Here is a 12,835-nt window from a genome sequence, read left to right on the forward strand (position 1 = left end):
ACAACCAACTGCCTGTAAAGGTCTTCACATCCGAAGTTATTAACTTTGTGATGGACAACATCAACAAAGAAATCAGAGAAACAGAGATCGCCGAGAAATGTCACTGTTCAACCACCTATTTTTCTAAGAAGTTTCATCTACACTTTGGAGTAAGCTTTAGAGACTTCGTGTGCGATAAACGCATTCTACTTGCCAAAAAGTTAATCGAGGCAGATACCGAATCAAAAATTGCTGTCATTGCCTATCAATGTGGATACAAGGATGTGTCATATTTCTCGAGAATTTTTAAGAAACGGACTGGAGTAACGCCTGCAAGTTACAGGCGAGCCTGCACAGATAACGGAAAACAAAGAACATAAACGCTAATTTTACTCCCTAAAAGAAAAAACCATGGTACATTTAACATGATTTTAACAAAAATAACTTAGCGAAAAACATGGAGTTAGACAATGATTCAGCCTAACGAGTTTAGCCAAGAACAAGCAACAGCTCTCTCTACACCCAATGACATGATTTTAAAATGGGCAGAAGAACGCCCCGATGAGGTCTATTTAAAACAAATTATTAATCGCCAATTTGTCGAATTTACTTTTAAAGAAGTGGCCGACAAAGCACTGAAACTGGCGTCAGCATTAGAAGGACTCGGAGCCCAACCCGGTGATCGAGTCGCTCTCGTATCGAAAAACTGTGCGGAGTGGTTTATCTGCGATCTTGCCATGATGTTAGGAGATTTTGTCAGCGTCCCAATCTTTCCAACAGCGGGTGCCGATACCATACAGTACTGTATTGAACACAGTGAAAGTAAAATTGTGATTGCGGGTAAACTCGACGACCCTAAGGCCACTCAAAAAGTACTGGATGATAATCCAAACTTGGTGAGTATCTCACTTCCCTACGATAGCGCAGCGAAGTGCCAACATACTTTCGAACAACTCATCGATACCCATGAACCCTCAACCAAGCGTCCTCAGCATCACGATGATAAAGTAATGTCGCTTGTTTATACTTCGGGTACATCAGGGCTACCAAAAGGCGCGATGCTCACATACGGCGCCTTTACGTGGTCAGTTCAACGGTTGATCGATCATATTGGTATCCAACCCGGCGATCGCTTGTTCTCTTATCTACCGCTTGCCCATATTACAGAACGCGTTTACATCTTTGGCTCATCGGTAATGGGCGGTATAGTCACTGCTTTCCCGGAGTCTTTAGATACCTTTATTGATGATGTGAAAATGCATCGCCCTACTCTATTTATTTCAGTTCCTCGCTTATGGACTCTGTTCCAGCAACGAATCCAAGATAAGCTTCCGCAGAAGAAACTGAATTTATTACTTAAGATTCCGTTTATCAACAACATCATTAAGAAGAAACTGGCTGATGGCCTAGGGTTAGATCAAGCCCGCGTTTTGGGATGTGGTTCAGCTCCGGTATCACCGGCTCTACTCGCATGGTATGAGAGTGTTGGTCTACACATTACCGAGGCTTGGGGAATGACAGAGTCTTTCGCCTACAGCACGATTAATCACCCGTTTAGAGCCGACAAAATTGGTACTGTGGGTAATGCTGGTCCGGGCATCGAACTCAAAATTGCAGAAGATGAAGAAATTTTGGTTCGAAGCAAAGGTATGTTCTCTGGCTATTACAAAAATGACATAGCCACCCAAGAGTCTTTTAACTCTGAGGGATGGCTTCATACTGGCGATATTGGTGATATCGACAGCGAGGGCTACCTAACGATCCGGGGACGTAAAAAAGACACCTTTAAAACTGCGAAAGGTAAGTTTGTGGCTCCAGTGCCAATCGAAAACAAACTGTTTGAATACAGCCGCGTAGAAATGATGTGTTTGATCGGCTTAGGCTTACCTGGTCCTATCCTACTAGTGGTACCGCATGACTTCCCTAATTTTGATCGAGCTCGTTATGAAAGAACAAGTAAACGTGTCATTGAAAAAATGAACGAACTGTTAGCCTCGCATGAGAAGATCAAAGGGGTACTGATGATTAAGGAACCGTGGAGCATCGACAACGGTGTACTTACCCCGACTCTCAAGATAAAGCGACATATCCTTGAGCAGAAATACCATGAAATCGGTCATAACTGGCCGAAAGATAAATTGGTGGTTTGGGAAGAATAACCATTACTTGCACCTAACACTGAATAAAGAGTGCTACTAAACTGAAATTGGCACTAAGAGGGAGCTTAAGAGCTCCCTCTTTTTATGTAATTCTACTTCCTAATGACTGTTCTTCTTACTGACAGTCTTAACGCAAGCAATAACCCGCAGACAAGTATTACAAGGTTAACCTGATAATTACGTCTAACATCTCATCAAAACAAGGGCCTAATGCCTCTTCATCGATGGCATGGCAATACACCCCTTCAAGCTGAGCAGGATCATAGTCGGAACTCAGGTCCGGATCATCTAAAAGCGCGCTAGAGTTTGCCATTCGTAACAATAAGTCCTCACCAAACTCACTATCAGGTCCAGTTGCCGATGTTAGTGATGAGCCTAAACCCAACGTAAATACATATATGTCTTCCGTTCTAGCCTTTTCCGCGATGTCTTCAACTAGATTACGAGCAACCCGATTAACTCTGGTATACAGATCATTTGCTGAATGACTATCAGGGGCATATTGCGCTACTGGGCGCACCGCATGAGTCGGGTTCAAAATGTTGAACTCGGTGGCACTAGCATCATGAGTTGTATAATACTGAGGAATTTCGCTGATATAGTCATCAATATCTCTTCCCTCGTAACCGCCCGGTAACCTGGTAGCAATCGTATCATGTCTCCAAAGACCTCTAGGTCTGCCACTACTACCGTCGCTCGATCTTATAGCCCCTGTGTGAGTTCCACCACCTTCAAAATCAAACGTCGTAGCAAAAGTATTTGGCGCTCCATCAGTAAAGAATACAATCACTTTCAAGTTGGCAGGATCAGTCACAGTTCTGAGTTCATTCAGAGCTCGATACATCCCTTCTGATGCATTGGTATATTGGGCATTTGAAGTGCTACCAAAGTTAAAGCTATCAATTTCAGATTTTATGGTACTCCGGCTATGTCCACGGGTCGCATTGAACCCCACAGGGACTTCAGATCCAAAAGCAAACTTAACCAATGAAATTCGATCAAATCCCTCATGAAAATTTTCAATGAACGACTTAGACCGATCAATCACGTCTTGTGTCACGTCGCCAATACTCCCTAGTCTCAAGGAAGTAGTGTTATCAATCACTAACACCAAATCTACGGGGCGACGGATAGATTGTGCTGAAACTCCTGGGTTGAATGTATCTAACCCTATCAAGGGCAAAAAGATAGTAGGTACTTGCGCTGTAGCCGAAATATCTATGGAAATATTACCAAAAGAATCATATGCGAAGTTCACCGCACCTAAGCTCGGCGTTGCTGAATAAAAGTCGGCGGGGATATTAGCTGAAAAATATTTTTGAGCTGCAGCACGCCCTGCATCTTCGCCATTAGCGACCGCTCTTGCGGCTGCAATACTCGCAGCATCAACCGCCGCAAATAATTTAGACTTAACAATGTAAGCGCGTCCAGCATCCACTGAAAGTCCAACAACTAACAAAATAAAAGGCAGTGCGATGATTGACATCAAAGCCACTAACCCCCGACTGTAACGATATTTGATTGGGGTTCCCTTATCCATTTTAACCTCCCTACATATATGTTGTGTCACTCAAAATATATTGCTCGTCGAATACTCGACTAAAGATGGGTGAGTAGTCATAGAATACCTCTACGCTGTAAACGATCTCCCCGTCATCAAGTGCAACTGCGAGATTATTGATGAGCGGGGGATCATCTGAATCCACATCAGAACACTCCCCATCACTTGCCCAGTTACTGCAACTCGACCAAATAGCACTATTTTTACTTAATCCGTGTTGGTTCCATCGATATTGACTTTTAATGTAGGGGGAAGCACCTTCTTGACCAACCACCTCGGTAATGTAAATGACACCGTCTTGCGTCAAGTCCAATGTTCCCGATGTCGTCGCTATGATGTCCATCACTTCTTGAGGGGTATCAGTATTACTCCGAGAAATAATGTTCCCACCTTCTCGACTGATACTGATAATGATGTGATTGGCTTGAATGAGGTGCGTGATATCGACAGCAGCAACAATAAGCAACATGAACAATGGTGCTATTAAGGTCATTTCGATTGCCGCAAACCCTTTCTCTGCGGCTCTTTTGATCTTCAAAGGAAACATCCTGTTCCTCCTTAAAAAGCTTCGTTTTTCATTGCCGCACTAACGGTAAATTTAAACTTCCCGTCATCAAGCAAAACATACATATAAGGGTTTACAGATGGCCACTCACAATCAAGATGAATAGAAATAATGTCCCCTGAGCCACCAAAACCAGCGACGGCATTACCATAGACATCTTCAACACGTATGTTTTGAACATCCATCACTTTGTCGAGTAGACCACTCGAAGATTGGGAAATTTTTTCTAAGATTGCCGCTTCTCGATTACTCGATGCATCGGGATCGAGATCAGAACGACCTGTGATGGCATATCTTGCGCCCTCTCTTGCCGAATGTTGCATGGTCAATTTAACAAACCCATATATACCAAGATCAACAACCGTCAAAAAAAGCGCAAAAAACAGGCTCACCACGATCGTAAACTCGATAATAGCGATGCCTTTTATTTTGGATTTTAGACCGCTTCGATAGCGGTTACGTTCTGAACCTCTTGAAATAGATCTCATACAGCCCCCACCCTTTCGCCTTTCTATTCCCCATATATAGCCCAATAGAAAACCTAGGAGATACAGAAAAGCTCAACATTACAGATATAGAATTGATAAATGAGTTGTTCAAGTTTTATACGCGAGGGGTATTTGAAGGTAATACGATTGCTACCGCTATCAATATCGATAGTAATTAAAATATATTATTTTCAGTTGGTTAAATACGAAAATAACGTCCAATATAAAATAGAATCTAACTCCCAATTTATTCAGCACCCAAATAACTGTCTGTTTTATATCCATTAGATAAAGTAAGGATATAAATCAGACTGCTGTTGTTTCTATATAAATCACCACCACAGTCTCAAATATAAGACAACAAAAGTTCAAATTAAGCATTTAGTTTAGTAGCGAATAAAATAGAAATACTCTCAGTGTTTATTATGGAATAGTTAGATAGAGCTACCCCAAAGAGACCTTCCTCACAAAGAACCCTTGCGACTCCTTTAAGATAACAAAAGGTTATAAATATTTGGTGTAGTCTGAATCATTGTTGTTCTCGCTACTTAATCCTAAATCCTCTTTTACTCGATGACTTAACTGTTCTACACATAACACCTTATTAGATTTAGTCTCGTCAATCTTGACTCCCATTACCTTGTTTTTAAAGATTTTATAACCGAAAAAACTCTTCAAATTGATTAATAACTCCATAATTTCTCTCTTGTGCTCGCCATCGTTCTATCGCTATTATGAAAACAACCTGTTCGATAATCGAACAACCATTATTAACAAGAACTATAAGCTGAGATTATGGACAATAGACTGCGTCACCTTTCAGGTCTCCGTTACTTTGAAGTTGCGGCTCGCTTGAGCAATTACAGCAAAGCGGCTGAAGAGCTGTTCGTCACTCAAGCAGCCGTCAGCCAGAAGATTCGACAGTTAGAAGAACAGCTTGGATGTAAGCTCTTTATTCGTAAGGGGCGTGCAATGACTTTGACGCATGAAGGGCACACACTTTTTAGACATGTCTCTGATGGATTTCAAGAGGTTCTGCTGGGGTTAAACAAGATCCAATCAGAACCTATTCAAGGGCTGCTTGTTGTTAGAAGTCCCCCTTCTTTTGCTTCTCGTTGGTTACTACCTAGGCTGTGGAAGTTCTCGGTAAAGCACCCAGAGATCCCAATTAAGATACTAACAGGGTGTGATACCCCAAATTTAAAACATGGCGAGATTGATGTTGCTATTCGACAAGGCGAAGATCTATGCGTTGAAGAAGGCTTGACTCTTGAGATGCTAATCAACGAACCGGTTTACCCTTTTTGTTCCCCTGAACTCGCAAACTCTTTGAACTTCACATCACCTGAACAACTCCTCAAATGTTGGCTGATTCAGTTTGATAGCGGTTGTTTCCCGTGGGAGGAATGGTTTAGGCAAGCAAACATATCGACTCAAAGCAGCACCATTCAGTGGATGGAAGTCGGTACCTTTGATATGGGGTTAACGACTGTCATGGCGGGACATGGGGTTTGCTTGGCAACAGACAGCTTAGCTGGTGACTTCATCGAACGCGGCTTGCTAGTGAAGCCCTTTGATATAGGCATGACACCTGGGGTTCAAGTCAACCTATGCTTTGACCCTAACTCCCCGAGAGAAGAGCGTATTACCGCGTTCACCAATTGGTTGCACGAAGAAGTAAACGAGCTATTGGAGAGTTAAATATCATCTCCCACTTCTTTATATAAACCATAAACCTAACTCAACATAGAACGGTAACGTAAACCTCCCGACACCGACAAAACTATGTTGAGTTAAAGCAACGTCGAGTTAAAAGCTACGTTGCCTCGAATCACTCCCAAAATGACTTCTTCAGTTCTTTCTCGACTTGTTCCGACGTAATCCCGACATCTCTCAATAAATAATCGGGTAGCTCAGACAGCTGCTTTCTAGTTCTACGATTTTGAAAGTACAGGCCTAATTTAGAATAGAATTTCTTAATTGACAATGATGAAAAAAATGAATGGTTGGTATTTGCTGTTGCTGTGATCGTATTCATAGCCTTTCTCCTGTTGATCTTTTGTTTTGTTATGGTCGATAATTAATCAACAGAGCAACATCGACAAACGATAGATACTGGCATTCAGTTAAGGAAAACTAATGTGAGAGAACGAGCCCCACCATTCCAAGGGATCTACTATTTTTACACGGCGGCTGAAACTGGCAGTTTTAAAGTCGCCGCACAGAAACTATTTGTCACGGCAGCTGCCGTCAGCCAACAGATTCGCCAACTTGAAGAGTGGTTAGCTGCAGATCTGTTTATTCGCCAACACCGAAAAATAGTACTCACTCATGAAGGTGAAGTGCTTTACCTGCAAGCGAAGAAAGGCTTTGCTCATATTCAAGATGGGGTGAGACGAATCAACCAAGATCCTAACCCTACTCAACTGTCGATCTCTACCGTGCCTTCCTTTGCTCAGCATTGGCTCGTACCAAGAATTGGCGACTTTCGCGGTCGCCACCCTGATCTATCCATGCTAATTGAGCCGACCAATAAGCTAGTCACATTTGAAGATTCTAATGTCGATATCTGCGTTAGATACGGTCATGGAGACTACCCAAACATCGAATCACGTTGGTTGATGGACGAGGTCATTTACCCGGTTTGCCACCCTATTTATCAAGAGAAACATGGTATCTATGACATCGACGATCTGCATAAAGCGGAACTCATTGAAGACCGTTGGCCTGATATGGATTGGAATCTCTGGTTACAAGTCGCAGGAGTAAAAGCTGGCCGCACATCATTGCAATTTGATGGCTCTCATTTTGTGTTAGAAGGTGCACTATCCGTTCAAGGTGTCGCGCTTGTTAAGCACAGCTTGGTGTATCGCTATTTACAGGAAAAGAAATTGGTGCGAATCGGAAACATCGCGCTGAAGCCTAAATACAATTACTTTTTATGCGCGCCTCCAGGTTACTTCCATCGAGAAAAGATAAAACGTTTCGAAGAATGGATGCAGAATCAGGTTAAATTATTTGGTAATACAGGTAGAGAAGAGCTTTCGATTATCCACACCGACTACGAACTCAAATGGTCGGATAATTCATAAGGCGAAACTGGTATACTTAACTCAAATAAATGGCGAGAACATCTCATGACACAAGACAACAACCCACTTCACGGTATCACTCTACAGAAGCTGCTGACTGAATTGGTTGAACATTACGGTTGGGAAGAGTTGAGTTACATGGTAAATATCAACTGCTTCAAAAAAGATCCAAGCATTAAATCAAGTTTAAAATTTTTGCGTAAAACAGATTGGGCTCGTACCAAAGTAGAGCAAATCTATATCGATTTGAAACGCTAGTCCCTTCCTTTAACAAACGCACCATTTACGGTACTAAAGTATGAAACCATTGGTGCGCATTTTATTTTACCCCCTTATATTACTCGTAAAATCAATGATTAAAACGAATATCACATCAATTGCATTGAATAATACTTAATCAATACTAATATTATTTAACTAGACTCTGTGGGATAACTCCTCATTAACCTACCGATTATTAAAGATTTTTTGTATGAGTAAATAGAGAGGTCAATCATGGAAGTTGATTCTGAACTCGCGTTAGACATTCATGTTCTTACCCGCAATAATTCATACTATAGGGTGATAAAAGACCTACTTGCGGTATCTATTCCTAGTGCGCAAATCTCTCACTCCCAATGCTTTATGCAAGTACCGAAACTCGAACCTGAAACGGTTGTTTTATTTGATATTCAAACAATGCCATGCCCCAAAAGATACGGATTTATCCTACATGAAAGAAATGAATTTTGGTTAGCTGTCAATGTGAATGACAATACATCTACAGTATGGCTAGAAAAAGGTTTTTCGGGGCAAGTAGATCAGCACTTTGAGTTTATATCGAAAGCAATTTTATCTGTTTATCAAGAAGAGATATGGTTTCCAAGGTCAGTGTTAAATAAACTGGTTTCTTCTTATCAAAGCAATGAAACCAACTATGAATCAGCCTGTGAAAATATAGTTAATTATAAAGAGTTAACAAAAAAAGAAAGGGATACTTGCTCATTGATACTAAAAGGGCTGTCGAACTCTCAGATAGCATCTCAGCAACACGTCAGTATCAACACAGTGAAGACTCACTCATCAAACTTACTTCGTAAATTAAACTTACGATCCAGGTATGAACTTCTTGCTCAGGTAAAAAGCTTTAATTAGATTCGATATATAGCAAGGTCACAAGAAAATAGTAAGATCACAAGAAAATTGGAATATAACAAAACTCATTCTAAACTCACCCTATGTAAGCGATATTTTTCACTCTATGTGATGAGGTTTGGCACTTTGTTCCCTCGTAACCTTTAAAAGTGATGCACGGGTATGCATCTTAACTAACGAGGGATTGAACGATGAAAAAGTTACTTCTTGCTACCGCTGTAGCAGCCGCTTCACTTTCTTTTGGCGCTTCTGCGGTTCAGTTTAATAATGCTGTGGACTTTACAACACTGAGCAAAACGGACCAAAAGACGATTCGAATCGAAGGTCGAGTTCCAAAACGCTGTCTATTGCGAATCGGTAAAAAAGACGTGAAGAATAACGTTCTACGTAAAGCGAACAAAGTTCATACTGATTCGTGGAGCAATGGCTTCAACAACAAGAAAGTTTTAGTAGGTAACTTACGTGCTTGGTGTAATTACGGTGCTGATTTGGAATTTTCAGTTACAGCTTACCAATTAAACGGTGTAACCAAGCACAATATGGGTGAAAAAATTAACTATAAAGTAAGAATTGGTTCAGACATGGTGGCGAACACTGAAAACGACCATGCCATAGAAGTAACGGCACCACCAATTCCATCATTGGGCGAACACTTGGTGAACAAAATCAACAAGCATCCCATTTATGTGAAACCTGAAGATTCAGGATTTGCACGAGCAGGTAAATATAAAGGTAAAATCAAAGTGAGTCTTGCAGCAGCAGGTCCAGCAAGCTAATCACCGAACAACACTTTATGGACATTGTCTTATAGACAAACAAAACTTGGCTCGGTTATCGAGCCAAGTTATTTTATGGAGAAATATCTATGGTTAGGATTACCACTCTTCTATCTTCTTTGTTGTTTAGTTCTATTCTTTTCGCATACGAGGTAAGCCCCATCTATTTAGAACTTGATGATGTGGGCCGGAATTCTCAAGGTTTGTATAAAGTGACTAATGTTGAAGAAGAGCCGATTCTCCTAGAAGTAAACGTCTATCAAACTGATTTTTCTACTGGTGAAGAAATCTTAACCCCGTCAGAAGATGAATTTCTCATCCTACCACCTCAAGCAAAAATTGACGGCCAAAAGTCTCAGACTTTCCGCGTACGTTACATGCCAACAGGGCCAATAAAACAAACCGACACCTACCGTATTGTCTTTACGCAAATTGAGCTAGAAAATCAGATTGAGGAAAATGACGACAGTTCTATTTCCATGTTACTAGAGTTTGCAACTTTGGTTTTTGTATCTCCCACATCCAGTAAATCAATTCCAACCACTACACTTCAAAACCGCCAAGTTACTATCCGAAACGATGGTAAGCGAGTACTGAACATGAATGGTATGGAGTTTAATTTCTCTGGCGATAAAACAAACAAAACGGTCGATTGGGAAGTCCTAAGCAAAAAAACAAGCGCTTACTTGATGCCAGGAACGACCGTCAAATACACCTTACCAAGTGAACTGGGACAGCCAGAGAAAGTTTCTGTTAAAACAATAGACTAATGATGCTTTCATGAAGAGTCTCATTTTATACCTCACTCTAATAATGACTATACCAGCCGCGTTCGCTCAAAGTTGGTTATTCCCATTTCCTGTCACTTGGGGTGAAAACACAATCGGTGAAGTAAATGCATACTCTGACGGTATAAGTGTTGGATCTGTCAACGTAGATCAGATAGCTCAGTCGACTAAAAAATTGATTAACCCTGATACATTGGCTGCACTACGAGATTTTTCCGAAGAGTACATCACAGTCGAACAGTTGGATCGTATGGGTATCAATGCAACTTTTAACTCCTCCGAACAAAGCATAAATTTAGTGATTGATGAAACGGCTGCAGCTGAATTTTTGCTTTCGTTTGGTAGCAAATATGAACCCGCCCAATATTCAGAAAGCGCGTTTTGGACAGTACAAAATACACTGAATGCCAGTACGGATTACTCCTTATTCAACGACTCTAATGCAGAAGACACCCAAACTTGGCTTGGTGAATGGTTATTGAAATCCAATATTGGTGGCGTCCGAGGCGCTAATGTTGAAATATCTGGCTTTGTAACTGGTGGTAGCGATCTCAATTCCGACGTGTATCGAGGTGAAGCTCGCCTGTTCTTCGATGAACCAAATACCCCTTTTCGTCTAACCTTTGGTGATGTCACCCAAGCAAGTGCAGGGCACCTTCCTAGTACACCTCTCGGTGGCCTTGCTTTTGAACGTTTGTATCAAGACTTACAACCTACCCGAAACATCCAGAACGGAGGAACTCAACCGCTGGTATTGAATGAGAGTGCCGATGTGGAAATCTATATCAACGATGTTTTTCTCACCGAGATTCGATTACCCCCAGGTCGATATACACTTGATGATTTGCCTCTCGTTTCTGGTACCAATGACGTTCAGTTAGACATTAGTTATCAATCAGGCAGAACCGATACCATCGTTTATAGCCAGTTCTTTAACTCACGCTTATTAAGAGAAGGCATTTCTGATTTTGGCTTTTACTCTGGTTTAACGTCGACAATTGAAGATAACAACTTTAAGTATGACAACGAGCAATGGGTAACTTCTGGATATTACGACTATGGCATCAGCGATACCTTAACAGTCGGTGTAAATAGTTTGTACCACCCAGAAGGACAACAACTCGGTATGATTGCTACCGTTGGTTCCGATTGGGGTAATTTGGGGATTCGAGCCTCGGCACAAAACAACAAGCCCAATAATGAGACAGGTAGTATCTACAGCTTAGATTACTCTCATCAATTATGGGGAACTGACAGTTACGGCTCCCCAAACTTCCGTCTTGGTAGTGAATATCAAGAGAATTATTTCGCATTACCTTGGCAGATTACGGATGCGAATACTGGCCTCCGCGTCTTTTCAAACTACGTTTTCAGTATTACGGATAACCTGAGCTTAATCCTGAGCGGTGACTATCGTGATTTTGAAGAGGCAGAAGTACAATGGCAGGCCTCGACTGAAATTGCTTGGCAATTTTATAACGTGTCACTCTCTGCAGGTATCGAAAAAGAAGAAAACCCAAACGAAAACATTGACGAAACTCGCTTCACCTTTTCTGCTGATTGGGATTGGAACTCTGACGACGGCAAATACAATGCAAATGTATCTTACTCCAACGAACCAGACACCTATCGAGCTCAATTCCAACGTCCATCGGAGGATTATACTGGCAGCTATGGTTATGCGATGACGGCTGAAGGCGAGAGTGACTCTCAAACTTATTCAATCGAAGGTAATTATGTAGCAAACCGATTTATCACCGACGCTAAAGTTTCTCACCTAGCATTTGATAACTCAACAAACTACCAAACCGCTTCTTTACGAGCGAGTACTGCGTTTACTTTGGCTGACGGTAACTTGGCTTGGTCACGTCCAATCAATGGCCCTGTAGCAATCATCGCTGTCCATGACTCGTTAGATGCTGATGTAGAAATAAATGCGGTTGCAGACGATCCTGCAGAAGCAATATCTACCTATACTATAAGTAATGCAGTTCAGTTATCTGGAGGGCACCAATTATCCAGTATCTACATTGATGTACCGGATGCGCCAATAGGTTATAACTTCGGTGACCACGAATACAACATTACACCAGGTTCACAAACAGGCCATCTAATAAAAATTGGCTCGGCAGCATCGAAAACCATTATAGGTAAGATTGAGATCGGGCCAAAAACACCACTAAAACTTTTCCAAGGTCAGTTAGTTGGACAACAGAAAACATATGAATTTTTCACTAATCGATCAGGTAGGTTCGTTGTGGAAGGCGTTGCGCCGGGTGACTACACCATCTGT

The 12,835-nt window shown here is 41.5% G+C and carries 13 protein-coding genes; 9 read left to right on the plus strand and 4 right to left on the minus strand.

The features are described 5' to 3' along the window. Positions 1-359, plus strand: a 359-nt coding sequence (locus AB4653_RS00095) for a helix-turn-helix domain-containing protein (RefSeq protein WP_372103065.1), incomplete at its 5' end; no start/stop codon positions are given. Positions 360-449: 90 nt separating this feature from the next. Beyond that, on the plus strand, positions 450-2,138 hold the full coding sequence (locus AB4653_RS00100; RefSeq protein WP_102257761.1) for an AMP-binding protein: 1,689 nt from the start codon (positions 450-452) through the stop codon (positions 2,136-2,138). A 157-nt stretch (positions 2,139-2,295) separates the two neighbouring features. Here AB4653_RS00100 and AB4653_RS00105 read toward each other — a convergent pair whose 3' ends face one another. From AB4653_RS00105 to AB4653_RS00115, 3 genes are read right to left on the minus strand one after another with little or no spacing between them, the layout of a single operon-like run. Continuing rightward, positions 2,296-3,678, minus strand: coding sequence for a vWA domain-containing protein (locus tag AB4653_RS00105; RefSeq protein WP_102257760.1), 1,383 nt, complete (start codon positions 3,676-3,678; stop codon positions 2,296-2,298). Between the two features lie 10 nt (positions 3,679-3,688). Further along, positions 3,689-4,246 (minus strand): TadE/TadG family type IV pilus assembly protein, encoded by a 558-nt coding sequence (locus AB4653_RS00110; protein WP_009847506.1) that lies wholly within the window; start codon positions 4,244-4,246, stop codon positions 3,689-3,691. Positions 4,247-4,257: 11 nt separating this feature from the next. Then, on the minus strand, positions 4,258-4,752 hold the full coding sequence (locus AB4653_RS00115) for a TadE family protein (protein ID WP_102257759.1): 495 nt from the start codon (positions 4,750-4,752) through the stop codon (positions 4,258-4,260). Between the two features lie 795 nt (positions 4,753-5,547). Here AB4653_RS00115 and AB4653_RS00120 point away from each other — a divergent pair. Continuing rightward, on the plus strand, positions 5,548-6,453 hold the full coding sequence (locus tag AB4653_RS00120) for a LysR substrate-binding domain-containing protein (protein ID WP_102257757.1): 906 nt from the start codon (positions 5,548-5,550) through the stop codon (positions 6,451-6,453). Between the two features lie 130 nt (positions 6,454-6,583). On the opposite strand, the gene AB4653_RS00125 is transcribed toward AB4653_RS00120, so the two are convergent. Next, positions 6,584-6,790 (minus strand): DUF1127 domain-containing protein, encoded by a 207-nt coding sequence (locus tag AB4653_RS00125; RefSeq protein WP_017060829.1) that lies wholly within the window; start codon positions 6,788-6,790, stop codon positions 6,584-6,586. 103 nt (positions 6,791-6,893) lie between these two features. Between AB4653_RS00125 and AB4653_RS00130 the strand changes: the two genes are divergently transcribed. The 6 genes from AB4653_RS00130 to AB4653_RS00155 form a co-directional block, all read left to right on the plus strand. Beyond that, positions 6,894-7,844, plus strand: a complete 951-nt coding sequence (locus tag AB4653_RS00130; RefSeq protein ID WP_102257756.1) for a LysR substrate-binding domain-containing protein — start codon at positions 6,894-6,896, stop codon at positions 7,842-7,844. A 45-nt stretch (positions 7,845-7,889) separates the two neighbouring features. Beyond that, positions 7,890-8,102, plus strand: a complete 213-nt coding sequence (locus AB4653_RS00135) for a VF530 family DNA-binding protein (protein ID WP_012604684.1) — start codon at positions 7,890-7,892, stop codon at positions 8,100-8,102. A 237-nt stretch (positions 8,103-8,339) separates the two neighbouring features. Beyond that, positions 8,340-8,978 carry a helix-turn-helix transcriptional regulator gene (locus AB4653_RS00140; protein ID WP_102257755.1) on the plus strand — a complete coding sequence of 213 codons (639 nt, stop codon included), beginning with the start codon at positions 8,340-8,342 and terminating at the stop codon, positions 8,976-8,978. 191 nt (positions 8,979-9,169) lie between these two features. Beyond that, positions 9,170-9,754 (plus strand): hypothetical protein, encoded by a 585-nt coding sequence (locus tag AB4653_RS00145; protein ID WP_086048837.1) that lies wholly within the window; start codon positions 9,170-9,172, stop codon positions 9,752-9,754. 89 nt (positions 9,755-9,843) lie between these two features. Then, positions 9,844-10,524 (plus strand): molecular chaperone, encoded by a 681-nt coding sequence (locus AB4653_RS00150; RefSeq protein ID WP_102257754.1) that lies wholly within the window; start codon positions 9,844-9,846, stop codon positions 10,522-10,524. 10 nt (positions 10,525-10,534) lie between these two features. Then, on the plus strand, positions 10,535-12,835 hold a 2,301-nt coding region (locus tag AB4653_RS00155), incomplete at its 3' end, for a fimbria/pilus outer membrane usher protein (protein ID WP_372103069.1).

Source organism: Vibrio sp. 10N.222.48.A3, assembly GCF_041475345.1.
Classification (GTDB): domain Bacteria; phylum Pseudomonadota; class Gammaproteobacteria; order Enterobacterales; family Vibrionaceae; genus Vibrio; species Vibrio tasmaniensis_A.

Excerpts from the sequence above, each read along its gene's own strand:
- AB4653_RS00100 (WP_102257761.1), top strand. The coding sequence starts at position 450 with ATGATTCAGCCTAACGAGTTTAGCCAAGAACAAGCAACAGCTCTCTCT.
- AB4653_RS00105 (WP_102257760.1), bottom strand. The coding sequence starts at position 3,678 with ATGGATAAGGGAACCCCAATCAAATATCGTTACAGTCGGGGGTTAGTG.
- AB4653_RS00110 (WP_009847506.1), bottom strand. The coding sequence starts at position 4,246 with ATGTTTCCTTTGAAGATCAAAAGAGCCGCAGAGAAAGGGTTTGCGGCA.
- AB4653_RS00115 (WP_102257759.1), bottom strand. The coding sequence starts at position 4,752 with ATGAGATCTATTTCAAGAGGTTCAGAACGTAACCGCTATCGAAGCGGT.
- AB4653_RS00120 (WP_102257757.1), top strand. The coding sequence starts at position 5,548 with ATGGACAATAGACTGCGTCACCTTTCAGGTCTCCGTTACTTTGAAGTT.
- AB4653_RS00125 (WP_017060829.1), bottom strand. The coding sequence starts at position 6,790 with ATGAATACGATCACAGCAACAGCAAATACCAACCATTCATTTTTTTCA.
- AB4653_RS00135 (WP_012604684.1), top strand. The coding sequence starts at position 7,890 with ATGACACAAGACAACAACCCACTTCACGGTATCACTCTACAGAAGCTG.
- AB4653_RS00140 (WP_102257755.1), top strand. The coding sequence starts at position 8,340 with ATGGAAGTTGATTCTGAACTCGCGTTAGACATTCATGTTCTTACCCGC.
- AB4653_RS00145 (WP_086048837.1), top strand. The coding sequence starts at position 9,170 with ATGAAAAAGTTACTTCTTGCTACCGCTGTAGCAGCCGCTTCACTTTCT.
- AB4653_RS00150 (WP_102257754.1), top strand. The coding sequence starts at position 9,844 with ATGGTTAGGATTACCACTCTTCTATCTTCTTTGTTGTTTAGTTCTATT.